The 24,867-nt window shown below is 68.9% G+C and carries 21 protein-coding genes, 1 tRNA gene and 1 riboswitch; of the genes, 4 read left to right on the top strand and 18 right to left on the bottom strand.

The features are described 5' to 3' along the window. Nucleotides 1–51: 51 nt before the first annotated feature. From AC1DW0_RS23700 to pth, 12 genes are all read right to left on the bottom strand, one after another. On the bottom strand, nucleotides 52–1,026 hold the full coding sequence (locus AC1DW0_RS23700; protein WP_477948355.1) for a pyridoxal phosphate-dependent aminotransferase: 975 nt from the start codon (nucleotides 1,024–1,026) through the stop codon (nucleotides 52–54). Further along, a complete protein-coding gene (gene cbiB / locus AC1DW0_RS23695; RefSeq protein WP_477948353.1) occupies nucleotides 1,023–1,934 on the bottom strand; it encodes an adenosylcobinamide-phosphate synthase CbiB in 912 nt (303 codons plus the stop codon). Before cbiB ends, AC1DW0_RS23700 begins: the two co-directional genes overlap by 4 nt. Then, the gene (locus tag AC1DW0_RS23690; RefSeq protein WP_477948351.1) at nucleotides 1,931–2,269 is read right to left on the bottom strand and encodes a DUF1636 family protein; all 339 of its coding nucleotides are present in this window, start codon (nucleotides 2,267–2,269) and stop codon (nucleotides 1,931–1,933) included. The genes cbiB and AC1DW0_RS23690 overlap by 4 nt, the downstream gene beginning before the upstream one ends. Beyond that, nucleotides 2,266–2,835 (bottom strand): cob(I)yrinic acid a,c-diamide adenosyltransferase, encoded by a 570-nt coding sequence (cobO, locus tag AC1DW0_RS23685; protein ID WP_056193756.1) that lies wholly within the window; start codon nucleotides 2,833–2,835, stop codon nucleotides 2,266–2,268. The genes AC1DW0_RS23690 and cobO overlap by 4 nt, the downstream gene beginning before the upstream one ends. A gap of 3 nt (nucleotides 2,836–2,838) precedes the next feature. Then, nucleotides 2,839–4,128, bottom strand: a complete 1,290-nt coding sequence (locus tag AC1DW0_RS23680) for a cobyrinate a,c-diamide synthase (protein WP_477948348.1) — start codon at nucleotides 4,126–4,128, stop codon at nucleotides 2,839–2,841. Continuing rightward, nucleotides 4,125–4,883, bottom strand: a complete 759-nt coding sequence (locus AC1DW0_RS23675; RefSeq protein WP_056193763.1) for an ABC transporter ATP-binding protein — start codon at nucleotides 4,881–4,883, stop codon at nucleotides 4,125–4,127. The genes AC1DW0_RS23680 and AC1DW0_RS23675 overlap by 4 nt, the downstream gene beginning before the upstream one ends. Beyond that, nucleotides 4,880–5,860, bottom strand: coding sequence for a FecCD family ABC transporter permease (locus AC1DW0_RS23670; RefSeq protein WP_477948346.1), 981 nt, complete (start codon nucleotides 5,858–5,860; stop codon nucleotides 4,880–4,882). Before AC1DW0_RS23670 ends, AC1DW0_RS23675 begins: the two co-directional genes overlap by 4 nt. After that, nucleotides 5,860–6,714 (bottom strand): ABC transporter substrate-binding protein, encoded by an 855-nt coding sequence (locus AC1DW0_RS23665; RefSeq protein ID WP_056193767.1) that lies wholly within the window; start codon nucleotides 6,712–6,714, stop codon nucleotides 5,860–5,862. Before AC1DW0_RS23665 ends, AC1DW0_RS23670 begins: the two co-directional genes overlap by 1 nt. After that, nucleotides 6,707–7,255 (bottom strand): bifunctional adenosylcobinamide kinase/adenosylcobinamide-phosphate guanylyltransferase, encoded by a 549-nt coding sequence (cobU, locus tag AC1DW0_RS23660; protein ID WP_477948343.1) that lies wholly within the window; start codon nucleotides 7,253–7,255, stop codon nucleotides 6,707–6,709. The genes AC1DW0_RS23665 and cobU overlap by 8 nt, the downstream gene beginning before the upstream one ends. Before the next feature lie 10 nt (nucleotides 7,256–7,265). Then, nucleotides 7,266–9,143, bottom strand: coding sequence for a TonB-dependent receptor domain-containing protein (locus AC1DW0_RS23655; protein WP_477948341.1), 1,878 nt, complete (start codon nucleotides 9,141–9,143; stop codon nucleotides 7,266–7,268). A 77-nt stretch (nucleotides 9,144–9,220) separates the two neighbouring features. Next, nucleotides 9,221–9,458, bottom strand: a riboswitch (cobalamin riboswitch). Beyond that, nucleotides 9,454–9,864 (bottom strand): hypothetical protein, encoded by a 411-nt coding sequence (locus AC1DW0_RS23650; protein ID WP_457390352.1) that lies wholly within the window; start codon nucleotides 9,862–9,864, stop codon nucleotides 9,454–9,456. (Overlaps the previous riboswitch by 5 nt.) Continuing rightward, nucleotides 9,861–10,493 carry an aminoacyl-tRNA hydrolase gene (gene pth / locus AC1DW0_RS23645; protein ID WP_056193984.1) on the bottom strand — a complete coding sequence of 211 codons (633 nt, stop codon included), beginning with the start codon at nucleotides 10,491–10,493 and terminating at the stop codon, nucleotides 9,861–9,863. The genes AC1DW0_RS23650 and pth overlap by 4 nt, the downstream gene beginning before the upstream one ends. Nucleotides 10,494–10,575: 82 nt before the next feature. On the opposite strand from pth, the gene AC1DW0_RS23640 reads away from it, so the two are divergent. From AC1DW0_RS23640 to AC1DW0_RS23625, 4 genes are all read left to right on the top strand, one after another. Then, nucleotides 10,576–12,036: an MdtA/MuxA family multidrug efflux RND transporter periplasmic adaptor subunit gene (locus tag AC1DW0_RS23640; RefSeq protein WP_477948338.1), complete on the top strand. Its 1,461-nt coding sequence runs from the start codon at nucleotides 10,576–10,578 to the stop codon at nucleotides 12,034–12,036. A 162-nt stretch (nucleotides 12,037–12,198) separates the two neighbouring features. After that, nucleotides 12,199–15,318, top strand: a complete 3,120-nt coding sequence (locus AC1DW0_RS23635; protein ID WP_457443727.1) for an MdtB/MuxB family multidrug efflux RND transporter permease subunit — start codon at nucleotides 12,199–12,201, stop codon at nucleotides 15,316–15,318. Next, nucleotides 15,315–18,422: a multidrug efflux RND transporter permease subunit gene (locus tag AC1DW0_RS23630; RefSeq protein ID WP_477948336.1), complete on the top strand. Its 3,108-nt coding sequence runs from the start codon at nucleotides 15,315–15,317 to the stop codon at nucleotides 18,420–18,422. The genes AC1DW0_RS23635 and AC1DW0_RS23630 overlap by 4 nt, the downstream gene beginning before the upstream one ends. Nucleotides 18,423–18,425: 3 nt before the next feature. Further along, nucleotides 18,426–19,817 (top strand): efflux transporter outer membrane subunit, encoded by a 1,392-nt coding sequence (locus AC1DW0_RS23625; RefSeq protein ID WP_477948334.1) that lies wholly within the window; start codon nucleotides 18,426–18,428, stop codon nucleotides 19,815–19,817. Between the two features lie 51 nt (nucleotides 19,818–19,868). Here AC1DW0_RS23625 and AC1DW0_RS23620 read toward each other — a convergent pair whose 3' ends face one another. The 6 genes from AC1DW0_RS23620 to AC1DW0_RS23595 form a co-directional block, all read right to left on the bottom strand. Continuing rightward, nucleotides 19,869–20,489: a 50S ribosomal protein L25/general stress protein Ctc gene (locus AC1DW0_RS23620; RefSeq protein ID WP_056193788.1), complete on the bottom strand. Its 621-nt coding sequence runs from the start codon at nucleotides 20,487–20,489 to the stop codon at nucleotides 19,869–19,871. Between the two features lie 81 nt (nucleotides 20,490–20,570). Continuing rightward, entirely contained in the window at nucleotides 20,571–21,533 is a 963-nt protein-coding gene (locus AC1DW0_RS23615; protein ID WP_056193791.1) for a ribose-phosphate pyrophosphokinase, read from the bottom strand. 64 nt (nucleotides 21,534–21,597) lie between these two features. Next, nucleotides 21,598–21,674, bottom strand: a tRNA-Gln gene (locus AC1DW0_RS23610). Between the two features lie 41 nt (nucleotides 21,675–21,715). Beyond that, complete coding sequence (gene ispE, locus AC1DW0_RS23605; protein ID WP_477948332.1) at nucleotides 21,716–22,609, bottom strand: 4-(cytidine 5'-diphospho)-2-C-methyl-D-erythritol kinase; 894 nt, start codon at nucleotides 22,607–22,609, stop codon at nucleotides 21,716–21,718. After that, nucleotides 22,606–23,118 carry an outer membrane lipoprotein LolB gene (locus AC1DW0_RS23600; RefSeq protein ID WP_477948330.1) on the bottom strand — a complete coding sequence of 171 codons (513 nt, stop codon included), beginning with the start codon at nucleotides 23,116–23,118 and terminating at the stop codon, nucleotides 22,606–22,608. Before AC1DW0_RS23600 ends, ispE begins: the two co-directional genes overlap by 4 nt. Further along, nucleotides 23,115–24,860: a tetratricopeptide repeat protein gene (locus tag AC1DW0_RS23595; RefSeq protein ID WP_477948328.1), complete on the bottom strand. Its 1,746-nt coding sequence runs from the start codon at nucleotides 24,858–24,860 to the stop codon at nucleotides 23,115–23,117. Before AC1DW0_RS23595 ends, AC1DW0_RS23600 begins: the two co-directional genes overlap by 4 nt. Nucleotides 24,861–24,867: the final 7 nt, after the last annotated feature.

The raw sequence follows: 24,867 nt of genomic DNA, 5'->3' as shown, positions 1-24,867 counted from the left end.
CCTGTCCCGCCGAGCGGGAGCGAGTTTGCTTGGGACGGCCCGGCGCTGCACTCATGAGTCTTCGCTTTCGATTTCAAGCAGGGCCTGCTGCAGCGCCTGCTGCGAGGCGGGAGGTTGGGCCGACACGCGCACCCAACCGGGCAGGCCGAAACTGTTTGCGTCGCGCACGCGGATGCTGCGTTCGCGCAGCCGGGTCGCGATGTCAGATCGCGGTGGGCGAGCCAGCCAGAAGTGGGTGCAACTGGGTCGCTGCAGCCAGTCCAGGCCAGCCAGCATCTTGCGCTGCTGTGCCGTCCATTCACGCAGCTGATTGCGGGCCTTGGCCAGCCACGCTTGCGTGTCGTCGCTGTGCCAGTGCATCAGCATGGCCACGCCCTCGGCCGACAGCACCCAGCTCGGCGCCAGCGACAACGCACGGGACCAGACCGGGTCGGCGGCTGGCGCGATGAGATAGCCCGCGCGTACGCCGGTCAGGCCCAGGGCCTTGTTGGGGCAGATGAGCTGCCAGGCTCCGGGCGGCAGGGCAGGGCTGTCGCCGTGAAGGCGCAGCGGCTCGTAGGCGCGGTCGATCACGACAAGAGCGTCGAGCCGGGGCCATGACGCCACCGTGGCACCCGTCGGGTTGCAGGGCTCGCAGATCCAGACCAGGGCCGGTGCCGTCGGTCGGATGTCGGCGGGCGCGGCATAGGGCTTCACCGGCAGGCCCAACGCCTGGGCGGCGAGGGCGTAGTCGCCAAAGCCGGGTTGCGGCACCCAGACCTCGCGGCGACCCGTCAACATCGCCGCCAGCGTCAGCCGGCGAATGCCCTCTGCGCCACCGGCCGTGGGCAGGACCAGGTCCGCGTCACCGAGATGGCGGCGCAGCGTGCGGTAGTTCGGGTCGGGGTAGGCCTGACGGTCGGCGGCTTGCACGGCGTTCATCAGCGTCGGCGGCGGGCCCAGCGGGCTGGCATTGGTCGAGAAGTCGTGTGCTGCTGGCGGACCCTCATCCGGTCCCCCATGCTCGGGCAGCATAGGCGCGTTCATGCCCTCAACGCCCAGGCGAGCGCGGCAAGCAGCACGGCACCGGCAAAGACGGCCTGCTGGGCGACGGCGCGGGCAGCGTGCACATCGCCGGCCTGCACGGGGCTCCCTTCGGCATTCAATGCATAGACGCCGGGCTTGGACAGCCGCCGGCCCAGCCGCAGTGCCATCGCCGCCATGGGCCAGCCGCTGTTGGGCGACGGCGTGCGCCGGGCCTCGCGTGGCAGCCGGGCGAAGGAGGGCGGCATCAGTACCAGCGCCGTCAGCCGGGCCGGCAGCCATGACAGCAGGTCGTCGGCCCGCGCCGCCCATTTGCCGCACCATTCGCGCGCGTCGCGGTAGCCCCACATCGCGTCCGCCGTGTTCGCAAAGCGGTAGATGGCCGCGCCCGGCAGGCCGGCGATGGCAAACCAGAACAGCGGCGCGATGACCGAGTCATTGAGGTTCTCGGCCAGTGTCTCGATGGCCGCTTCGCGCACCTCGGTCTCGGTCAAGGCCGACGTGTCGCGACTGACCAGGCGCGACAGCCGCGCGCGTCCAGCTTCCAGCGATTCATTCAATGCAGCTTCCACGGCCAGCACCTCCTCGGCCAGCATGCGCCAAGCCAGCAGTGGCTTGAGCAGCAGGCCGACAGCCAAGGCAGCGCCAACGAGGCGCAGCGGTGAATGCCAAGGCTGCAGCAGGAGCAGCACCCAGCCCTCCAGCCACAGCGCGATGAAAGCGACGATCGCGGCGCCGACGAGCCAGGCCAGCGCGCCGGCGATGAAGCCGACGGCTGGCGGTAGCTTCGTCAGCTTGAACAGGCCAAGATAGCGCCCCATGCCGACGACAGGATGGGCCCAGCTCGGCGGCTCGCCCAGGCGATCCACCAGCAGGGCCACCATCATGGCCAGCGGCAGCAGCAGGTTCATACGCCCAGCGGTGGCAGGCGGGCCACCAGGCCGCCCTTGAGTCGATCAGGCCGGCGGTCCCAGGCCAGCAGGCCGTCACCCGGCTCCGAATGTTGGGCGGCCACCGACAGCAGCGCGTCGACGCTGGCGGCGTCGGGCGCGAGCTGCCCGAACAGATAGCTGTGCTTGCCAGGGCCTTGCAGGGCCGCCGTGCAGCTCTGCTTGCAGGCAGCCATGCAGGCTTGTCCCCGAACGGGCAGTGGCCAGTCGCGCGCCAGCGCCTCGTTCTCGACGGCTTCCAGCAGAGCCTGGCCCTGGCCATCGGCGCAGGTGGTGCAGATGATGAGGGCGCTCAATCCTCGATCCCCCGCTGCGCCGGCACGCCCGCCTTGTAGTGGTGCTTGATCATCGCCATCTCGGTGACCGTGTCGGCCAGCTCGATCAGTTCGGCCGGCGCGCCACGCCCCGTCAGCACGACGTGCACATGCGGCGGGCGCTCGCGCAGGCAGGCCAGCACCGTCTCCAGCGCCAGCCAGCCGTAGCGCAGCGGGTACATGATCTCGTCCAGCACGACGAGGAAATGGTCGCCCGCACGGATGACCGATTCGGCGCGGCCCCAGCCCTCGCGGGCGAGTTCGGCGGAGTGCTCCAGGTCCTTGCTCTTCCAAGAGAAGCCGTCGCCCAGGCCTTCGATCGGCACGCCCAGTTGCTCGAACACGCGGTGCTCGCCGAAGCGGGCGCTGGGTACCTTCATGAACTGGTAGATGCGCACCGGTTTGCCGCGGCCATGCGCGCGCAGTGCGAGGCCAAAGGCGGCGGTGCTCTTGCCCTTGCCGTCGCCGGTGTGGACGATCACCAGGCCACGGCGCTCGCCGCTGGGGATGACGCGTTCGCGGTCGACGGGAGGTTGTTCGATTTCCATGGGTCAGCCCCTGAAGAAAGCCGCTATGGCCTCCGGGTTGGACGGGAAGTAGTGGTGCACATAGCTCGCCCGCAGCGAGCCCTGCTGGTAGAGGGCCTCGGCGGTGTTGCCGCCGTTGGGGTTGCTGGCGGTGGCGATCGGCGCCAGCGGCGTCTCCAGCGTCGAGTAGTGATAGCTGTGGCCGCGCAACGGGCCTTCGGGCCAGGCGATGGCCTGCAGGCCCAGAGCCGCGAGGCGGTGCTGCACATGGGCGCGGCCGGGCATGACGCCGACCATGCGGTGAGTATCACCGGCCGCGTCGGTCAGTGAGTCCAGCAGGGCCAGCATGCCGCCGCATTCGGCGAGCAGCGGTTTACCTGCGGCGACATGGCCGGCCAGGGCTGCGGCCAGCGTGGGGTGGGCACCCAGCGCCTCGACATGCAACTCGGGGTAGCCGCCGGGCAGCCACAGCGCATCGCAAACCGGCAGGGCCTCATGGCGGATGGGCGAGAAGAAGGCCAGCTCGGCACCCAGGGCGCGGAGCAGGTCGACATTGGCTGCGTAGATGAAGCCGAAGGCGGCGTCGCGGGCGATGGCAATGCGGCGGCCCTGGAGCAGCGGTGGCAGCGGCGGCTCAGTGTTCGCCTCAAAGGCCTGGGGCTTGAAGGCCAAGCCAGGCCGCAGCCCGGCTTCCCAGGCATCGGCCCAGGCATCGAGCTGTGTATCCAGCCTCGGCTGCTCAAGCGCCTGCACGAGGCCGAGATGGCGCTCAGGCAGGATGAGCTTGGGCTCGCGCGGCAGCGCGGCAATCAGCGGCAGGTCGTCCGGCAGGCCTTCGCTGAGCATGCGCCCATGCGCCGCGCTGCCGATGCGGTTGGCGATGACGCCGCAGTGGTGCAGTTCGGGCCTGAAGCGCTGCAGTCCCGTCGCCAGCGCCGCGAAGGTCTGGGCCATGGCCGAAGCGTCGATGACGCAGACGACGGGCAGCCCGAAGGCGACGGCCAGGTCGGCGCTGCTCGGGTTGCCGTCGAACAGGCCCATGACGCCTTCGACGAGGATGAGGTCAGCCTCGCGCGCGGCCTCGGCCAGCAGGGCCTGGCAGTGGGCGAAGCCGCCCATGAAGAGGTCGAGCTGGTAGACCGGGCGGCCGCTGGCGCGCTCGAGGATGCTGGGGTCAAGGAAGTCCGGCCCGGTCTTGAAGACGCGCACGCGCTTGCCGCGCCGTGCATGGCTGCGCGCAATCGCCGCAGTGACGCAGGTCTTGCCCGATCCCGAGGACGGGGCGCTGATGAAGAGGGCGGCGCAAGAGGTCATAAAGGCAGGGCGACCCAGCGGCCCTCGATCTGTGCGATGTGCAGGCGGGGACCGAAGACGCGTTTCAGCGCCGCATGCGTGGCTGCATCGGCCGGTGCGCCGGTGTGCACGATGCGGCCATCGGCCATCAGCACGAGATGGTCGGCCTGCAGCGCGAGATGCAGCTCGTGCAGAACGCTGACGACGCTGTGGCCGGCGGCGACGCGCTCACGCACCAGGGCCATCCATTCGGCCTGGTGGGGCGGGTCGAGGTGGGCCAGGGGTTCGTCCATCAAGGTCAGCGGCGCCTGCACCGCGAGGGCCCGGGCCAGCAGCACACGCTGGCGCTCGCCGCCCGACAGAGACCCCAGCCGGCGCTCGCGCCAGGCCCAGCTCTGCGTGGATTCCATCGCGGTCTGCACGGCGACATGGTCTGCCGCGGTGGGCGGCGCCAGCCACGGCCGGTGCGGCAGGCGGCCGAGCTGCACGACGTCCTGGGCCGTCAGGTCGTCGGCGCCGGTCTCCTGCTGGCCCATCCAGGCCAGTTGGCGGGCGCGCTCGCGGGACGGCCAGTCATTGAGCGGCTTGCCGCCGAGCAGCACATTGCCTTCACAACGCTGCAGGCCGGCGATGGCGCGCAGCAGCGTCGACTTGCCGGCGCCGTTGGGGCCGACGATGGCCGTCCAACGGCCCTGGGGCAAGGCAAGATCGATGTCGCTGATCAGGTCGCGGCCGTCGATGCGGACGCGGGCGATGCGGGCGTGCAGGGCATTCATCGCTTGGGCGCTTCGCGTCTATGCATCAGCACAAGAAGATAGACGCCGCCCAGCAGCGCGGTGACGAGACCGACAGGCAGCTCCTGCGGTCGCATCAACCCGCGTGCGATCACATCGGCCACCAGCAGCAGGGCGCCGCCGGCCGCGGCCGACATCAGGATCAGCCGGCCGTGAAGCATGGGGCAGAGGCTGCGCACGAGGTGGGGTGCGACCAGGCCGACGAAGGCGACGATGCCGGTCTGCGCGACGGCAGCACCCGTGGCCAGCGCAAAGGCCAGGATAAGCAGCAGCCGCATCAGGCCCATGCGCACGCCCAGCGACGCGGCGGTGGCCTCCCCCAGCGTCAGCGCATCCAGGGCCGGGCTGGCCAGCAGGCCGATGACGAGGGCCGCGATGCCACTGGCGGTCATCACCGTGACGCTGCTCCAGCCCAGCAGGCCGGTGTTGCCGAGCAGGAAGGCCTGCATGGCGCGCAGGATGTCAGGCGCCCACAGCGTGGCCAGGCCCGTGAGCGCATTCAGCACGACGCCGACGACGACGCCGGCCAGCAAGAGGCGCAGCGTCTGCTCGACGCCGCGCGCCAGGATCAGCGTCAGGCCCACGCCAACCAGCGTGCCGACGAAGGCGATGCCGGTCAGTCCCACATGGGCCAGCAGCGACGAGGTCTGGGGCGAGATGCCGGTCAGCGCCAGCGCGATGGCCACCGCCAGGCCGGCGCCCGAGGCGCTGCCCAGCAGATAGGGATCGGCCAGCGGGTTGCGGAACAGGCCTTGCGACATCGCACCGGCCATGCCGAGCAGGGCGCCGGCCCACCAGGCGCCCAACGAGCGCGGCAGGCGGATCTCCCACAGGATGATGCCCATGCTGTCGTCGCCGAGGTCAGCCCAGCCGGTGCTGCCGACCAGCACGCCCCCCAGCACGCCGCCGGCACCAACGAGCAGCAGCAGCGTCAGCAGCAGCCCGGGGCGGATGTTCATCACGAGGCGCCCTTCTCGCGCAGGCAGCGGGCCATGATCTGCGCCGCCTCGGCCATGCGCGGCCCCGGGCGGGTGAGGATGTCGCCCTCCTCGGGCTTGAAGATGCAGATGCGGCCGCGCTTGACGGCGTCGATGCGGTCCCAGCCGGGGCGCTGGGTCAGGCCTTCGGAGCCGCGCTGGCCGATCATGATCAAGGCCGGGTTGGCCTTGACGACGAACTCGGGGTTGATCTTGGGGAAGGGGCCGAGCGACGCCGGGATGATGTTGCCGGCGCCGAGCTTGGTCAACGTCTCGCCCATGAAGGAGGACTCGCCGGCGGCCCAGATGCCGGGGGCGACCTCGAAGTAGACGCGCACGCCCCGCGCCGACGCTGGCACGCTGCTGGCCGCCGCGGCGACGCCGGCCTCGATATGGCGCCAGACGCGCTGGGCGTCAGGCACGCCGAGCACCTGGCCGATGATGTTCAGCACGCGCTGAACGTCCTTGTAGCTGCGCGGCTCCAGAACGACGACCTTGAGGCCCAAGGCGCGCAGCCGCTCGGCCACGCGCGAGGACACGGCCACCAGCACGACATCGGGCTTGAGCGACGCGATCAGCTCGACATTGGTGTCTTCCATGCCGCCGACCTTGGGCAGGGCGTTCACTGAGGCGGGGAAGTTGGAATAGCGGTCGACGCCGACCAGCCGGGCGCAGGCACCGAGTTCGCAGACGGTCTCGGTCAGCGAGGGCAGCAGGCTGACGATGCGCTGCGGCGGCGTGCTGATCTGCGTCACCTGGCCGAGGTCGTCCTTGATGTCGATGGCAGCAACCGGCAGCGCAATGGCCAACAGCAGCAGGGCAAGCAATCTACGCATGGTTCGAATCCTCGACGGGTCGTGTCCAGGCCTGGCCCGCGACCATCAGTGTCAATCGGCCGCACAGGCGCGCGACGTCCTGGTTCAGGCGGCCAAGCTCGTCGATGTAGTCGCGCACCTCTCGACCCAGCGGCGACACGCCCCAGCCGACCTCGTTGGAGACGAAGACGACGGGCGACTTCAAGCGTGGCAGCAGATCCAGCAGCGCGGTGCGCTCGGCCTGCCAGCCGGCCGCATCGGGCGCGCCGCTCATCGGCATCAGCCAGTTCACCAGCCACAGCGTCAGGCAATCGACAACGACCAGGGTGTTGGCGTCGTCGACCTGTTGAAGGGCCGCGCTCAAGGCCAGCGGGGCTTCGACAGTCTCGAAACCTGCCGGCCGTGAGGCACGGTGATGGGTGATGCGCTCACGCATCTCGTCGTCAGCCGCCAGCGCGGTGGCGATGACCACCACGCGGCCGGGCCAGCCCAGAGCCAGCTTCTCGGCCCGGCGCGACTTGCCGCTGCGCTGGCCGCCGACGATGAGTTCGTATGTGCTCATCAGCGCGAGCTTAGAGGGTGGGGCTCCAGCGCAGGCTGATCAGCGCCGTGCGCGGCGCCGACGCATAGCCATAGGCCGTCGACGTCTCGCGGTCGAAGGCGTTGTCCAGGTTCAGCTGCAGCTTGAGATCCTTGCGGATCTTGTACTGCGCGTTGAAGTTGACCAGGCCATAGCCGCCCAGCTTGCGCGTGTTGGCGGCGTTGTCCCAGCGCGCGCCGGAGGCCTGCACGCTGCTGCCCAGCACCCAGTCGCCCAGCTCGGTGTCGGCACCGAGCGTGGCCAGGCGCTTGGCGCGGCGGGCCAGCAGCCGGCCGGTGCTGGCGTCAATGGGCGTCTGGAAGTCCATCGTCGCGCGCAGGCTGACCGGGCCGGCCTTGGTGTTGCCGGCCAGGGTCACGCCGCGCAGGCGGGCACTCGCCACATTCTTGTAGCAGCCGTACTGGTAGTTGCAGGTGCCAGCCTCGCCAAAGATGATCAGGTTGCTGACGCGGTTGCGGTAGGCCGTGGCGCTCAGCTCCGTGTCGCCGCTGCCGTACTTCAGGCCCAGCTCGACATTGCGGCCGCGCTCGGCCTCCAGCGGCTTGGCGCCGGGCTTGCTGAGGTCGGGGCCGTAGACCGTGCCTTGCTGGTAGAGGGTTGGCGCGCGGAAGGCGTTGCCGATGGAGCCGACGACGCGCAGGCCGCTGACGATCTCGTAGCCGGCCAGCAAAGTGCCAGTGTCGGCGCTGCCGAACTGGCTGTCGTCGTCATGGCGGGCATGGGCCTGCAGGCTGAAGGCACCGGCGTTGAGCAGATAGCCCGCGCCGATGGCATTGCGGTGGCGCTTGCCGACGCCGGCGGTGAGGAGGCCGCTGTTCTCGAGTTGGTCCTCGATGCGCTCGCCCAGGAAGTTGATCTGCTGGCCCAGGCCGAGCTGGTAGGAGCCGGTCAGCGCCAGGTTCTTGACCTTGGTGATGGTCAGATAGGGCGAGGGGTCGGTCTGGTAACGGTCGCGCGATTCGCCATAGCTCAGCTGCGTCTGCACGGCCGGCGCCCATTGTGCCGTCCAGGCCAGGCGGGTGGCATCGGTGTCCTGCACCGTGTGGTCGTCCACCAGCGGCTTGGACCTGTCGGCGTCGTACTGGCCGTTGATGTGGTTCCTGATGACGATGAGTTCGGCGCGATGGCCTTCGGCCAGCTGGGCGCCGATGCGCGTGGTGCCCTGGTATTTGTGCCAGCCGTCGCGGTCAGGGACATAGCTGAAGGCGCTGTCGGTGGTGGTGGAGTTGAAGCCGTCGCTCTCCTCGATGGCGCCGGTGAAGGCGAAGTCGATGATGCCTTGGCTGCCGAACAGGCCGCCGTCGGCCTTCATCGTGCCCTGGGTGCCCAGGCCCACGCCGAAATCGGCGCTGATCTTGCCGCCGCCATTCCCTCCTGCTTTACGGGTGAAGATCTGCACGACGCCGCCGACGGCATCCGAGCCATAGATGGCGCTGGCCGGGCCCTTCAGCACTTCCACGCGCTCGACCTGCGAAACCGGGATGCCCTGCCAGCTGGCGCCGCCGGTGGACTGCGAGTCCATGCGCACGCCGTCGACGAGAACCAGGGTGTGGCGCGTATCGGCGCCGCGCAGGAAGAGGCTGGTCGTGGACGCCGCACCGCCGTTGCGGACCATCTCGGCACAGCCGTTGTTGCGCAGCAGGTCGGCCACGCTGGCGGCGGCCTGGCGCTCGATGTCGGCGCGGGTGATGACGGTCAGGTCGGCCAGCACCTCCGACAGGCGCTGCGGCGTGCGCGCTGCGGTGGTGACGACGGTGTCGAGCTTGTTCTGGGCGTGGGCGGACGAAGCCAGGGCCAGCACGGCCAGGGCGAGCAGCGACCGACGGGCCGCGAGGAGGGAATGAGACATGAGAGGAGACGCGAACGAACACCCAGCCGTGCTGACCCCCGCAGCAAGGCTGAAAAACGGCCGCCGCGCAAGTGCGCGAGGCGGCCCCGTCGTTGGCCGGTATCCGGGCTGATGGACTTGAGTCCTGCTCGACGCCTTCCCGGTGCACGCACCAGTGGCTATGTGGTCGAACAGTGAGGCGCCTAGGCCTCGTCCACTTACCGTTGCGGGGACAGCTCAGGTTAGATCTGCGGCGTGACCGCTCGTCCTCCTGATTCCCGTTGAACTGCAGCCGCCGTGAAGGCGGGCGCGAGCACCAACGGCGCGGATTCTATCGATGGCCGCTGGCGGCGGTGGAGGGCTTGTGCGGTTTGGCCGTCTTCGGCGGCTTCAGATGGGTGACTTGTGGGGCGCTGGCAGCCTGGGCGGGCGGTGGCGGCGCCTGCAAGCCGACTGCCTGAGCGCGCAGGTGGCGGGCTTCAGCCTCGCTGGCGCGGCGAGACTGGGCCAGGACCGCAGCCTGCCGGGAGTCCGCGAAGTGGCGGTCGCGCGCCGCCTTGCTGTCGGCGGCGCTGGGCTGGTCGTAGTCGACGCTGCTGGCCGCGCTGCCACCGGGGCAGGGCGAGTCGCGCAGGTCGCGACCGTCGAGGCCGCAGCGGTAGACCTGGGCGCGGCGCGTCTGGGTCTGCGCCAGAACAGGCAGTGCGAGTGCGAGGGCCAGAATCAGCAGCAGAGGCTTCATGAGGCCGGAGTGTCTACTGGCGGCTGGGGTTTGGGCGGCTTGGGCCGCGGCGGTTTGGCGTGAATTTTGGCCAGCGCCTTGTCCATGTCGCCGCGCAACATCAGCTCGACGGCGCCGTAGCTCTTCTCGATGCAGTCCTCCACCGCCTGGCGCTCGGCCAGCGGCGGCTTGCGCAGCACATAGCCGGCCACCTCATCCTTGTGGCCCGGGTGGCCGATGCCCAGCCGCAGCCGCCAGAAGTCCCCGCTGCCAAGCTGAGCCCGCATGTCCTTCAGGCCGTTGTGGCCGCCGTCGCCGCCGCCCTTCTTGAACTTCATCTCGCCGGGCGACAGGTCCAGCTCGTCGTGGATGGCCAGGATCTCTTCCGGCGCGATCTTGAAGAAGCGCGCCAGCGCCGCGACCGACTTGCCGGACAGGTTCATATAGGTCATGGGCTCCAGCAGCCAGATGGGACCGCTGGCGCCCGGCGCCTGGTTCACGCGGGCCACTAGGCCGTGATAGGCCTTGTCGGGCGCCAGGCTCACCTTGAGCCCGCGGGCCAGGCCGTCAATCCACCAGAAACCGGCGTTGTGGCGCGTGTCTTCGTACTCGGCACCTGGATTGCCCAGGCCCACCATCAGCTTGATCATGACCATGATCGTAGCTTTGAGACCCAGCAATGCTGCAGCTACATTCGGCCGGGAAACTTGGCTGCAACCAGGAGTGGACCGAATGCAGAACAAGGAATCCAAGGGCAGCAAAACCTGGATCTGGGTCGCGGTAGTCGTCATCGTCATCGCGGGCGCGGCGTGGTGGTGGAAGGGCCGGGGCAGCGAAGGCGGCGCTGACGGGCCGGCAGGTGCGGCGTCCGCTGCATCCGGTGCCGGCGGGTCGGGCCGGCCCGCGGGCGGGCGCTTCGGCCGCAGCGGGCCGCAGCCGGTCACGGTGGCCGCCGTGCAAAAGCGCGACATGGCCGTCGTCGTCGACGCCATTGGCAGCATCGCCTCGGCCAACACTGCTGTGGTGCACGCCAAGGTCAGCGGCGAGCTGAAGGCCATCTATTTCCACGAGGGCCAGCCTGTGAAAGCTGGCCAGGTGCTGGCGTTGATCGACCCCAAGCCCTACGAGATCGCCCGCGACCAGGCCCTGGCCACGCTGGCCCGCGATCAGGCCCAGCTGGAAAACGCCCGCGCCGACCTTGCCCGCTACAGGGACCTCGTCGCCAAGGAGGCCGCGCCGCGCCAGCAGCTCGACACCCAGCAGGCCCTCGTGCGCCAGTTGGAAGCCACCCTGCTGTCGGACCAGGCGGCGGTGGACAACGCCAAGCTGCAGCTGTCCTACACCCGCGTCACCGCGCCCATCGCCGGCCAGGTGGGCCTGAAGCAGGCCGACCTCGGCAACAACATCACGCCCGGCGACGCCAACGGCCTGCTGACCATCGCCCAGATCCAGCCGGCCGCAGTCGTCTTCGCCGTGCCGGACGCGCGCCTGCCTCGCATCCGCCAGCAGCTGGGCGACAAGCAGGCCTTGCCTGTGCAGGCCTGGGACCGCGAGCGCCGCACCAAGCTGGCCGAAGGCCGCGTTGCCAGCACCGACAACGCCATCGACGCCACCACCGGCACCATCAAGGTCAAGGCCCTGTTCGACAACAAGGACGGCGGTCTCTTCCCCAACCAGTTCGTCAATGTGCGCCTGCAGCTGGACACGCTGAAGGGCGTCCTCGTCGTGCCGACGGCGGCCGTGCAGCGTGGCTCGCAGGGCATCTATATCTACGTCGTGACCGACGGCCAGGTGGCGCTGCGCAAGGTGCAGACCCTGGCCACCGACGGCGATTTCACCGCCGTGCAGGGCGATCTGAAGGAGGGCGACCAGGTTGTCACCGACGGCGCCGACCGCCTGCGTGATGGCGGCAAGGCCGAGGTCATCAAGGTGCCGGCCGCTGGGGCTTCCGGCCCGGGTGGCCGCGGTCGTGGGCGTGGTGCTGGCGCCGGTGCGGCCAGCGCAGCAAGCGCAGCAAGCGGCGCGGGTGGCAATGCAACTGCGGCCAGCACCAGCGCCAGTGCCGCTGACGGCGAGCGCCCGCGCTGGGCAGACCGCGTGCCGCCCGAGATGGTCGAGAAGCTCAAGGCCATGAGCCCGGAGGACCGCCGCACCTGGATCCAGCAGCACCGCGCCTCGGCTCCTTCCCAGTGAGGAAGCTGTGAACGCACCCCGCACGCCCGCTCATCCCGCCGCAACGCCGCCACTCGGCGTTGCAAATGCTCGCCGTAGCCCCTGCTACGGCTGTGCTTTGCGCCTTGATTGGCGACGCCGCGACGGCCTGCTCGGCCGCGCGGAGTCCATTCACAGCTTCCGATGAACCCGTCACGCCTTTTCATCGCGCGGCCGGTCGCGACCTCGCTGCTGATGCTGGCCATCGTGCTGGCCGGCGCGCTGGCCTACCGGCTGCTGCCGGTGTCGGCCCTGCCCGAGGTCGACTACCCGACCATCCAGGTCACGACGCTCTACCCCGGCGCCAGCCCGGACGTGATGACGTCCTCGGTCACCGCCCCGCTGGAGCGCCAGTTCGGCCAGATGCCGGGCCTGGCGCAGATGTCGTCCACCAGCTCGGGCGGGGCCTCGGTCATCACGCTGCGCTTCGAGCTCAGCCTGGCCCTGGACGTGGCCGAGCAGGAGGTGCAGGCGGCCATCAATGCCGGCAGCAACCTGCTGCCCAGCGACCTGCCGATGCCGCCGGTCTACAGCAAGGTCAACCCGGCCGATGCGCCGGTGCTGACCATCGCCATCAGTTCCGCGACCCTGCCCATCACGCGCGTGCACGATCTCGTCGAGAGCCGCCTGGCGCAGAAGATCTCGCAAGTGCCGGGCGTGGGCCTGGTGGGCATCGCGGGCGGGCGGCGGCCGGCCGTGCGCATCCAGGCCAATCCGGGCGCGCTGGCCTCGCTCGGCCTGTCCATCGACGATGTGCGCACGGCCATCTCGGGCGCCAACGTCAACCAGTCCAAGGGAAGCTTCGACGGCCCGCTGCGCGCCTCGACGCTGGACGCCAACGATCAGCTGCGCAGCGCGTCTGAATACGCCAACCTCGTCATCGCCTACAAGAACGGCAATGCGGTGCGGCTCAAGGATGTGGCCCAGCTGGTGGACGACGCCGAGAACCTGCGCCTGGCCGCCTGGGCCGGCCAGGCCAGCAAGTCCAGCGTGTCGGCCGTCATCCTGAACGTGCAGCGCCAGCCCGGCGCCAACGTCATCGAGACCGTGGACCGCGTGCGCGCCGTGCTGCCCCAGCTGCAGGCCAGCCTGCCGGCGTCGCTCGACGTGCAACTGCTCAGCGACCGCACGACCACCATCCGCGCCTCGGTGACCGATGTGCAGCATGAGCTGCTTTTCGCCATCGTGCTGGTCATCGGCGTCATCTTCGTCTTCCTGCGCAGCCTGCCGGCCACCATCATCCCGGCCGTCGCCGTGCCGGTGTCCCTGGTGGGCACCTTCGGCGTCATGTACATGGCGGGGTTCTCGATCAACAACCTGACGCTGATGGCGTTGGTGATCTCCACGGGCTTCGTGGTGGACGACGCCATCGTCATGATTGAGAACATTGCGCGGCATATGGAGGAGGGCGGTGAAGCCGTCAGCCCATACGACGCAGCCCTGACTGGCTCCAAGCAGATCGGCTTCACCATCATCTCGCTGACGGTCTCGCTGATCGCCGTGCTGATCCCGCTGCTCTTCATGGGCGACGTGGTCGGCCGCCTCTTCCACGAGTTCGCCATCACGCTGGCCGTGTCCATCCTGATCTCGGCCTTCGTGTCGCTGACGTTGACGCCCATGATGTGCGCGCGCCTGCTCAAGCACGAGCACGACGAAGACCACGGCTGGCTGTGGCGCCGCGTGGGCAAGGCCTTCGACGACATCATTGCCGGCTATGGCCGCATGTTGAACTGGGTGCTGGACCGCTCGGCGGCGACGCTGGTCGTCTTCATCGCCACGCTGGGCCTGACCGGCGTGCTCTATCTGCTCGTGCCCAAGGGCTTCTTCCCGGTGCAGGACACCGGCCAGCTGCAGGGCATCACCGAGGCGGCGCAGTCCACCTCCTTTGGCGCCATGGCCGAGCACCAGCAGCGCCTGGCCGAACGCGTGCTGAAGGACCCGGCGGTGGAGAGCGTGTCGTCCTTCATCGGCGTGGACGGTGGCAACACGACGCTGAACCAGGGCCGGCTGCAGATTTCGCTCAAGGCCAAGGAGGGCCGCGGCGCCAGCGCCGCCGAGGTGGCGCGACGCATTGCGGACGCGGCCGCCGAGGAGCCCGGCATTGCGCTGTATCTGCAGCCCGTGCAGGACCTGACCATCGAGGACCGCATCGCCAAGACGCAGTACCAGTTCACGCTGTCTTCGCCGGACTCCGCCGAGTTGAGCCGTTCGACGACGGCCGTGCTGGAGCGGCTGCGTGGCCTGAAGCAGATCGTCGATGTGGCCAGCGACCAGCAGGAAAAGGGCCTCCAAGCCTATGTCGACATCGACCGCGACGCGGCCGGCCGGCTGGGCGTCAGCGTCGCGGCCATCGACAGTGCGCTGTACAGCGCCTTCGGCCAGCGGTTGATCTCGACCATCTTCACGCAGAGCAACCAGTACCGCGTCGTGCTGGAAGTGGCGCCCGAATACCGCCAGGGCCTGGACGGCCTGAAGCGCCTCTATGTGCCCGGCGCGGGTGGCGTGCAAGTGCCGCTCAGCTCGGTGGCGCGCTTCAGCGAGAAGCTGGCGCCGCTGGCCGTCAACCATGTGGCGCAGTTCCCGTCGTCGACCCTGTCTTTCAACCTCGCGCCTGGCGCCTCGCTCGGCGAAGCGGTCAAGGCGGTCCGCGCCGAGGTCGATGCGTTGCAGCTGCCGCTCAGCGTCGAGACGCGATTCGAGGGTGCGGCCCTGGCCTTCCAGGCGTCCCTCACGAGCACGCTGCTGCTCATCCTCGCGGCTATCGTGACGATGTACATCGTGCTGGGCGTGCTCTACGAGAGCACCATCCACCCGCTGACCATCCTGTCGACGCTGCCCTCCGCCGGCCTGGGTGCGCTGCTGGCCCTGCTGGCCTTCCGCCTCGACCTGGACATCATCGCCATCATCGGCATCGTGCTCTTGATCGGCATCGTCAAGAAGAACGCGATCATGATGATCGACTTCGCCTTGGAGGCCGAACGCGATCATGGCAAGACGCCGCGCGACGCCATCTTCGAGGCCTGCCTGCTGCGTTTCCGGCCCATCCTGATGACGACGATGGCGGCCCTGCTGGGCGCGCTGCCGCTGATGCTCGGCACCGGCGTGGGCAGCGAGCTGCGCCACCCGCTGGGCGTCGTCATGGTCGGCGGCCTCATCGTCAGCCAGCTGCTGACGCTGTTCACGACGCCGGTCATCTATCTGGGCTTCGCATCGGTGGCCGCGCGCCTCAAGCGCCGCGGCCAGGCGAAGGAGGCCGTGGCGTGAACCTGTCGCGCGTCTTCATCGAGCGCCCCATCGGCACGGCGCTGATCACTTGCGGCCTGGCGCTGGCGGGGGCCATCGCCTACCTGCTGCTGCCCATCGCGCCGCTGCCGCAGGTCGAGTTCCCGACCATCTCGGTCAGCGCTTCCCTGCCCGGCGCCAGCCCCGACACGATGGCCGCGACCGTGGCCACGCCGCTGGAGCGGACGCTCGGCAGCATCGCCGGCGTTACCGAGATCACCTCGTCCTCGTCGCTCGGCAGCAGCCGCGTCACGCTGCAGTTCGACCTGAGCCGCGACATCGACAGCGCCGCCCGCGACGTGCAGGCCGGAATCAATGCCTCGCGCGCCCTGCTGCCCACGGGCATGCCGAGCAACCCGAGCTACCGCAAGGTCAACCCGGCCGACGCGCCCATCATGATCGTCGCGCTGACGTCCGACACGCTGACGCGCGGGCAGATGTACGACGCCGCCTCCACCGTGCTGGCGCAGCGCTTGTCGCAGGTCGACGGCGTCGGCCAGGTCAGCGTCGGCGGCGGTGCGCTGCCGGCGGTGCGCATCGAGCTGGACCCGAACAAGCTGTCGGCCCAGGGCATCTCGCTGGACCAAGTGAGGGCGGCCGTCGTCGCCACCAATGCCAACCGGCCCAAGGGTCAGCTGGAGAGCGGCGACCGCACCTGGCAGATCATCGCCAACGACCAGGCCCGGCTCGCCAGCGACTACGCACCCCTGGTGCTGAGCTACAAGAACGGCGCCGCCGTGCAGCTGCGTGATGTGGCCTCCATCGAGGACAGCGTGCAGGACCTGCGCAACGACGGCCTGGCCAACGGCCGCTCGGCCGTGCTGCTGATCCTGAACAAGGCGCCCAGCGCCAACATCATCAAGACCGTCGACACCGTGCGGGCCCTGCTGCCGCAGCTGCGCGCCTCGATCTCGCCGGCCATCAATGTCGACGTGGTCATGGACCGCACGTCCACCATCCGCGGCAGCATCAAGGAGGTGCAACGCACGCTGGCCATCTCCTTCGGCCTGGTCATCGTCGTCGTCTTCATCTTCCTGCGCCGCTTCCGTGCGGCGCTGCTGCCGGCGGTGGCCGTGCCGGTATCGCTGGCCGGCACTTGCGGCTTCATGTATCTGCTGGGCTACAGCATCGACAACCTGTCGCTGATGGCGATGACGGTGGCGACCGGTTTCGTCGTCGACGACGCCATCGTCGTGCTGGAGAACATCTCGCGCCACATCGAGCGCGGCGTGCCGCCGCGCGAGGCGGCGCTGAAAGGCGCGCGCGAGATCGGCTTCACCGTCGTTTCCATCTCGCTGAGCCTGATTGCCGTCTTCATCCCCATCCTGGCCATGGGTGGCATCGTCGGGCGGCTGTTCCGCGAGTTCGCCGTCGTGCTGTCGGTGGCCATCCTGGTGTCCATGGTCGTGTCGCTGACCACCACGCCGATGATGGCCGCGACCTTGCTCAAGCCCCATGCCGAGGCGAAGAAGGCCGGCCGCGTCGGCCAATTTCTCGGACGCCTGCAACGCGCATTGATGCGCGGCTACCGCCGCAGCCTGCGCTGGACGCTGCGCCACCAGCCCGTCGCGCTGCTGGTGCTGGCCGGCGTCGTCGCGCTGAACGTGCATCTCTACATGACCATCCCCAAGGGCTTCTTCCCGCAGCAGGACACCGGGTTGATGACTGGCGGCGTACAGGCCGACCAGGCCTCCTCCTTCCAGTCCATGCAGCTCAAGCTGCGCACCTTCCATGACATCGTGCGCGCCGACCCGGCCGTGGCCAACGTCACCGGTTTCACCGGTGGTGGCCAGCGCAACAGCGCCAACATGTTCATCAGCCTGAAGCCCCAGGCCGAGCGTGAGGAGAGCATCGACGCCGTCATCAACCGGCTGCGCGGCAAGCTGGCCAAGGTGCCCGGCGCCAATCTCTTCATGGCGCCCGTGCAGGACATCCGCATCGGCGGCCGCCAGGCCAACGCCTCGCTGCAGTACACGCTGCAGTCGGACAGCCTGGAAGACCTGCGCACCTGGGAGCCGCGCATCCGCCGCGCGCTGACCGAGGTGCCGGAGATCACCGACGTCAATACCGACCAGCAGGACAAGGGCACGCAGACGTCCCTCGTCGTCGACCGTGACGCGCTGGCACGGCTCGGCATCACGATGGGCGGCTTCGACAGCACGTTGAACAACGCCTTCGGCCAGCGCCAGGTCGGCGTCATCTACAACCCGCTGAACCAGTACCGCGTCGTCATGGAGCTGGCGCCCGTCTGGCTGCAAAGTCCGCAGACCCTGGACCGGCTGATGCTGACCAGCAGCGCCGGCCAGCAGGTGCCGCTGTCGGCGGTGGCGCGCGTCGAGACGACCAACACGCCGCTGTCCGTCAACCACCAGAGCGGCACGCCGGCCAGCACCATCAGCTTCAACCTGGCCGAGGGCGTGTCGATGTCGGATGCGGTCGTCGCCATCAATGACGCCGTGGCGGGCAGCGGCGCGCCGGTGTCGGTGCGCGGCAGCTTCCAGGGCACGGCCCAGGCCTTCCAGGCGTCCCTCAAGTCCCAGCCCCTGCTCATCCTCGCGGCCATCGTGACCATCTACCTGGTGCTGGGCATGCTCTACGAGAGCCTCATCCACCCGATCACCATCCTGTCGACGCTGCCCTCGGCGGGCGTCGGCGCATTGCTCGCGCTGATGGCCTTCAAGACCGACTTCACCATCATTGCGTTGATCGGCGTCATCCTGCTGATCGGCATCGTCAAGAAGAACGCCATCATGATGCTGGACTTCGCCATCTCGGCCCAGCATGCGGCCGAGGAGCGCGGCAGCCGGCTGTCGCCAGGTGCTGCCATCTACCGCGCGGCGCTGCTGCGGCTGCGGCCCATCCTGATGACGACGGTGGCCGCTGTCTTCGGCGCCGTGCCGCTGGCCCTGGGCCATGGCGAAGGCGCTGAGCTGCGCGTGCCGCTGGGCATCTCCATCGTCGGCGGCCTGCTGCTGAGCCAGCTGCTGACCCTCTACACCACGCCCGTCGTGTTCTGCTGCATGGACAGGCTGAGCCGCAAGAAGCGCGCGCCTGCTCGTGCAGCTGTCATCCAGACCGCGACCTAAGCCATGCTGAAGACTGCCCTTGCTCCCTTGACCATCGCCCTGCTGCTTGCCGGCTGCGCCGTGACCTCGCAGCACCCGCCTGCTGAAGCCCCGCCGCCCGAGCACTTCACGGGCTCGACCGAATGGCGGCGCGTGGCGCCCGAGGTCGCCGTGCCCGAGGCCTGGTGGACGATGTTCAAAGATCCGGTGCTGGACAGCCTGCAAGCCGACCTCGTCGTCGGCAACCAGAACCTTGCCGCGGCCCTGGCCCAGGTTGCATCGGCCCGCGCGGTGCTTGCAGCCAGCCGCTCGGCCATTTTCCCCACGTTGTCCGTTGGCGCGGGCAGCACCCGATCCGCCACGGCCGAGAACGGCAACGGCCAGCGCACCGTGTCGACCAACAACTCGCTGACGGCCAACGCGGCCTGGGAGATCGATCTCTGGGGGCGCCTCGCCGAAGGCGTCAAGGCCGCCGGCGCGAACTACCAGGCCAGCCAAGCCGATCTGGCCGCGCTGCGCCTGTCGGCGCAGGCGACGCTGACGCAAAGCTATTTCGCGTTGCGCACCGCCGAGGCGCAGCAGGCGCTGCTGGAGCGCACCGTGACCGCCAACCAGCGCGCGCTGGAGTTGACCGAGGCCCGCTATGCCGGCGGCGTCGTCGCGCAGACCGATGTGCTGCAGGCGCGCACCCAGCTGCGTAGCGTGCAGTCGCAGCTCAGCGACATGCGCACCGAGCGCGCGCAACTTGAGCACGCCATCGCCACCCAGGTCGGCAAGCTGCCGGGGCAGTTCCAGCTGCTGCCCAGCTCTCGCCTGCCCGAGCTGCCGCCGGTACCCGACCTGGTGCCGTCGACGATGCTGGCCCAGCGCCCCGACATCGCCGCCGCGCGCGCCCGCCAGACGGCGGCGTATGCGCAGATCGGCATCGCCGATGCGGCCTTTTTCCCGTCCATCGACCTGTCGGCCAGCGCAGGCTACCGCGGCTCGTCCTGGTCCAACCTGATCTCGGCGCCCAATCTGCTGTGGAGCATCGGTGCGGCCGTGGCGCAGCCGATCTTTGACGGTGGTCAGCGCAAGCTGGCGTCGGCCCAGGCGCGCGCCTCGGCCGATGCTGCCACCGCCAACTACCGGCAGGCGGTGCTGACAGCCTTCCAGGAGGTCGAGGACAACCTCGTGCAGTTCGCCGAATCCGGCGCCGCGCTGGCCCTGCAGCGTGACGCTTTCGAGGCCGCCCAGCGAAACCTCGACATCGTGCTGGCCCAGTACCGCGCCGGCACGGTCAGCTTCCTGAACGTCAGTGCTGCGCAGAGTTCGCTGCTCTCGGCCGAAGCCAACCTGCTGTCTGCGCGCAACCGCCAGTTGGTGGCGGCCAATCTGCTGCTGAAGAACCTGGGCGGCCGGCTGCCGGCGCAATGAAAAAGGGCTCCTTGCGGAGCCCCTCGTCTTTGGCTTGAAGCCTCGAAGAAATTACTTCTTCTTCTTCTTCTTGCCGTCGTCGACCACCGGAGCGGCGGCAACGATGACTTCTTCAGCAACCGGCGCGATCGGCGTCGCGATGACGGGGTTCGGCTTGCCGTGCGTCACGACCTTGATGCCTTCCGGCAGCTTGATGTCGTTGACGTGCAGCGAGTGACCCTGGGTCAAGCCAGACAGGTCCACCTCGATGAACTCGGGCAGTTGCTTGGCCAGGCAGGTGATCAGCAGTTCGGTCACAACGTGGTTGACCGTGCAGTGGTCGGTCTTGACGGCCGGCGACGTGTCTTCACCGATGAAGTGCAGCGGCACCTTCTTCGTGATCTTGGTCGTGGCGTCCACGCGTTGGAAGTCGCAGTGCAGGACTTGCGGCTTGTACGGGTGCATCTGGAAATCGCGCAGCAGCACTTGCGTGGTGGCGCCAGCCAGTTCCATGTCCAGCAGCGAGCTGTGGAAGGCTTCCTTCTTGAGGGCGTGGAACAGCGCGTTGTGATCGAGTTCGATCATGACGGGCTCACCAGCGCCAAAAACGATACCGGGCACTTTGCCGGCCACGCGCAGGCGGCGGCTCGCTCCGGTCCCCTGCAATTTGCGCTCAAAAGCGACGAACTTCATGGTTTTCTCCAAAAAGAGAAACGGCACCCGCGACCAGGCGCCGTTGGGAATGCGGCCTTGCGACCGCGGCGAAATCCCCGATCAGAAGTTGTTGTTCTGCTCGGAGAAGAGACTGGTGACCGACTCGCCGTCGGAAATACGGCGGATGGTCTCGGCGAACAGGAAGGCCACCGACAGTTGGCGGATCTTCTTGCAGGCCTTGGCCGCGTCGGTCAGCGGAATGGTGTTGGTGATGACGACTTCGTCCAGCTGCGAGCTGGCGATGCGCTCGATGGCCGGGCCCGACAGGATGGGGTGGGTGCAATAGGCGAACACGCTCTTGGCGCCACGCGCCTTCAGCACATCGGCCGCCTTCACGAGGGTGCCGGCGGTGTCGATCATGTCGTCCATGATCACGCAGTTGCGGCCGTCGATCTCGCCGATGACGTGCATCACTTCGGACACGTTGGCGGTTGGGCGGCGCTTGTCGATGATGGCCAGGTCGCAGCCGAGCTGTTTGGCCAGGGCGCGGGCACGCACCACGCCGCCGACGTCCGGCGACACGACGACGAGGTCGCTGTAGTTGCGGCTCTTCAGGTCCGACAGCAGGACGGGCGACGCGTAGATGTTGTCGACCGGGATGTCAAAGAAGCCCTGGATCTGGTCGGCGTGCAGGTCCATGGTCAGCACGCGCTCGACGCCGACGGTTTCCAGCAGGTTGGCGACGACCTTGGCCGAGATCGGCACGCGGGTGGAGCGCGGGCGGCGGTCCTGGCGGGCGTAGCCGTAGTAGGGGATGACGGCGGTGATGCGGCGGGCACTGGAGCGCTTGAGCGCGTCCGCCATGATCAGCAGCTCCATCAGGTTCTCGTTCGTCGGCGCGCAGGTGGGCTGGATGACGAAGACGTCGCGGGCGCGCACGTTCTGCTGGATCTCAACGGCGACTTCACCGTCCGAGAAACGCCCGACGACGGCCTTGCCCAGCTCGAGACCGAGATGGGTGGCCATTTCCTGAGAGAGGACCGGGTTCGCGTTGCCGGTGAAGAGAACCGTGTTGAGCAGCACTGGGCTTCCTTGAGTCAGTGGCCCGCTGAATGCGCAGCCGGTTCAGCGAAGTACGGAAAACATTTGGCAGGGGAGGAAGGACTCGAACCCTCGCATGTCGGAATCAAAATCCGATGCCTTGACCAACTTGGCGACTCCCCTACACAGGACCCGGCCGAGCGGCCGAACCCTATAAACCTTTGTCAGCCGGCCCAGCCCGCGAGCGGGTGTTGAGCCAGGCTGTGGCAGATTCGACCGGTCCACTCCGCAGGTCTGGCCCGCAGTAATGTCGCCAGGGACTGGTCGTCATTGCCATCTTTTCCATTCCCGGCGAGTACTGAAAACACTGCAGCGCCTGAGCCCGTCATTCGGGCGTTGCCGAATTGCTTCGACATGCACGCTACCGCGTCTTGCACTTCACTGCTGATACTTTCGGCGGCGGGCTGGAGGTCGTTGTGACCAAAGCCATTCACCAAGTTTTCTGCAGTTCCAGCCAGGGCGGGAAAGCCCGCGACTATAGCCAGGTTTTCAGACCTTGCCAAGAGTTGGCTTGAAAAGATGTCCTTGGTTGCCAGCCCGGCCGGGCCCTTGAGCACGGCGAAGCGCTGCTCGGGCAAGGTCAGTGGATGCAGGATTTCGCCGATGCCTTCGACGAAGGCCGGGCCGCCGCCGAGGAAGAAGGGCAGGTCGGCGCCGAGCTTGAGCCCCAGGGCCAGCAAGCGGTCGAGCGGCAGACGCAGGTCCCAGAGCCGGTTCAGCGCCAGCAGCGTGGTTGCCGCATCCGACGAGCCACCGCCCATGCCGGCACCGGCGGGCAGCCGCTTTTCCAGGTGGATGTCGGCGCCGAGCGTGCAGCCAGTCTCGGTTTGCAGCAGGCGAGCGGCACGCAGGCAGAGATCATCGGCGGGCAGGGCGCCTGCGAGCACATCATGGCGATGCAGCCGTCCGTCTGCGCGAATCTCCACGTGCAGCGTGTCCGCCCAATCGAGCAGCACAAAGACTGACTGCAGCAGGTGGTAGCCATCAGGCCGCTTGCCGACCACATGCAGAAAGAGGTTGAGCTTGGCGGGCGCGGCCAGGTCGTACAGCGCCTTCATTCGCCGCTGTCCAGCCGGGCGCGCAGCGTGACGGTGGGTTCGGCCAGGCGCGTGGCGACGAGGGCGGGCAGCTTGGGTTCGATGCGCCAGCCCAGTTGCTCGAAGCCGCTCGTCGTCTTGCGGTGTGGCGCGGCGGGCCAGGGTCGGGCTTGCAGCCAGTCGAACAGCGCAGCAACCGGCACCGGCTCGCTGAGCAGCTCGCGGGTCAATGCGTCGAGGTCGTCGAAGCGGCGCTCGTCGCCGGGCGTCTGCAGCGTGACGCGGCCGGGCTGCCAGTTCGCGCGGGCTACCAGGGCGCCGAGCGGCGATGTCAGCTCCAGCCGCCCAGCCTGCGGGCCGCCGAACAGTTCGAAGCTGGCCGCACCGCCGGTGCCACGGTTGTGCGCATCGCCGGCCACCGTCACGCTGATGCGGCCGCTGAGCCGGGACTCCTGGCCAGCGGGCGGCGCCTGAGGCAACTGCGCGCAGCCGGCAATGGCGAGCGCGAGGAGCAGGGCGGCCAGCCTCATCGCGGCTTGACCTTCAGCCGGTCCAGTGCCTCGCGCAGGGCCTCGTTGCCAGGTTCGCGCTGGGCGGCCTCTGCAAAGACGCGGCGGGCTTCATCCTGGGCGCCGCTGGCCCACAGCACCTCGCCGAGGTGGGCGGCGATCTCGGCGTCGGGGCGGGCGGTATGGGCCTGGCGCAGCAGCTTGGCGGCCTCGGGCAGGTTGCCCAGGCGGAATTCGACCCAGCCCAGGCTGTCGACGATAAAGGGCTCGCCCGGCGCCAGCTTCAGCGCCTGTTCGATGAGCTCCTTGGCCTCGGGCAGGCGCAGATTGCGTTCGGCTAGCGAATAGCCCAGGGCGTTGTAGGCGTGGTGATAGTCGGGTTTGATCTCGATGACCCGGCGCAAGAGGCTCTCCATTTCATCGAAGCGGCCCGCCTTCTCGGTCATCATGGCCTGTTCGTAGACGAGATCGGCGTCGGCGGGAAAGCGGGTCGTGGCAGTCTTGAGGACGGCCAGTGAGGCCGTGTAGTCGCGCTGCTCGCGCATCAGCTGGGCTTCGGCAAGCAGCGCGGCGCGGGCTTCGGCATCGCTGGCATCGCTCGCCGGTTGCAGCAGCTTGCGGGCCTCAGGCAGCTTCCCTTGTCGAGCCAGCAGGCTGGCGCGGCGGTAGCGCAGTTCCAGTCCGTTGCCGTCCACCTTTTGCAGTGCCGCCTCGGCGGCCTTGAGGTCGCCGCGTTGCTCGGCTGCCTGGGAAAGCATCAGCCAGGCCTGCTGGCGGCCCTCGGCGCGGGCCTTGATCTCGGCATCGGTGCCCGAGGCCGGCGTGTCCAGCCGCTTCAGGGCTTCGCGCAGGGCGGCCTCAGCGGCGGCGGCATGCTTGAGCTCCAGCTCGGTGGCGCCCAGGGCCAGCCAGGGGGCGGGGTTGTCGGGTGTCGCCTCGGTCAGCAGGCGGAACTCGCGCGCGGCATCGGCCGGGCGCTGGGCCAGGATCAAGGCGCGGGCATAGGCCTGGCGCAGCGCATGCTGCTCGGGCGTCTGCTGCAGCCTGGCGGTGATCAGCCCTTCGGCCTGAGGCTCCGTGGGCATCAGGTCGACGGCCAGTTGCATCGCGTCGTCGTTGTCGGGCACGAGCTGGTTGAGTTCGCGGGTCAGCCCAAGTGCTCGCGCGTTCTCGCCGGCATTGATGGACAGGCGGGCCTCGGTGTAGAGCGCGGCGGGCTTGAGCGGGCCGGCCTGGGCCTGCAGCACCGGGCGCAGGGCCATGAGCACGGCCTTGGGGTCAGGCGAGCGCTGGAACAGGCGGGGCAGCGCGAGGATGAGCCCGGGGCGCTGCGGAGCGGGCGCAACGCGCAGCAAACTCGCCAGCGGCGTGGGTACTTCGGCGGGCTTGTTCATGACGGCCAGCAGCTGCACGCAGTTCTGCAGCGCCTCGGCCGAGGTTGGCACGGTCTCGGCCCAGGCGCGTGCGGCCATCAGGGCCTGGTCACCCGCACGAGCCTGCACGGCGATGTTGACGACGCGCTTGAACAGCTCCTCGTCGCCGGTGCGGCGCGCGGCGTCCAACAGCACCTGGAAGGCGACACCGGCCTGGCCGCTCTGCAGCTCGAGTTCGCCGATCAGCAGCTGATAGAACAGCGGCGCGTCCATAGCCGAGTTCGTCGGTGCCTCGGCGGGAGTGGCCGGCGCGACGGCATCCTGGGCGTGGGCTTGCAGGGCGGCGAACAGGGCGGCCGCGGCGATCACGCGGCGAGTGGGCAGGGGCATTCGAACT

It is taken from the genome of Roseateles sp. P4_D2 (assembly GCF_056401875.1).
The sequence above is the reverse complement of the archived record's forward strand: the minus strand, read 5'-3'. Positions and strand labels throughout refer to the sequence as shown.